Here is a 276-nt window from a genome sequence, read left to right as displayed (position 1 = left end):
CACGCACGGTGACGGCGACCGTGTCTTCGTCGGCGGCCATCCGGATCCGCACCGGTTTGTGTTCGGCGTCGTCGATGGCATTGGCAATCAGATTGCGCAGGATCCGTTCTACCCGACGCGCATCGACCTCCGCGATCACCTGCTCGGCGGGCAGATCCACCAGCAACTCGATACCGGCCTCCTCGGCCAGGTGGCCCACATTGCCGAGCGCGTTGTTGACCGTTGTGCGCAAGTCGACCGCCTCAACCGACAACTCGGCCACCCCGGCGTCATGCC

Annotated in this window: 1 pseudogene; it reads right to left on the bottom strand. The window is 65.6% G+C overall.

Going from position 1 to position 276, the window contains the following annotated elements:
• Window positions 1-276, bottom strand: a pseudogene (locus ACRHOZ_RS20940) (two-component sensor histidine kinase); the annotation flags it as partial.

Origin of the sequence: Flagellimonas flava, assembly GCF_050617915.1 — a bacterium.
Taxonomy (GTDB): Bacteria; Bacteroidota; Bacteroidia; order Flavobacteriales; family Flavobacteriaceae; genus Flagellimonas; species Flagellimonas flava_A.
Note: the sequence above shows the minus strand (reverse complement) of the source record. Positions and strands in the feature narration are given on the sequence as shown.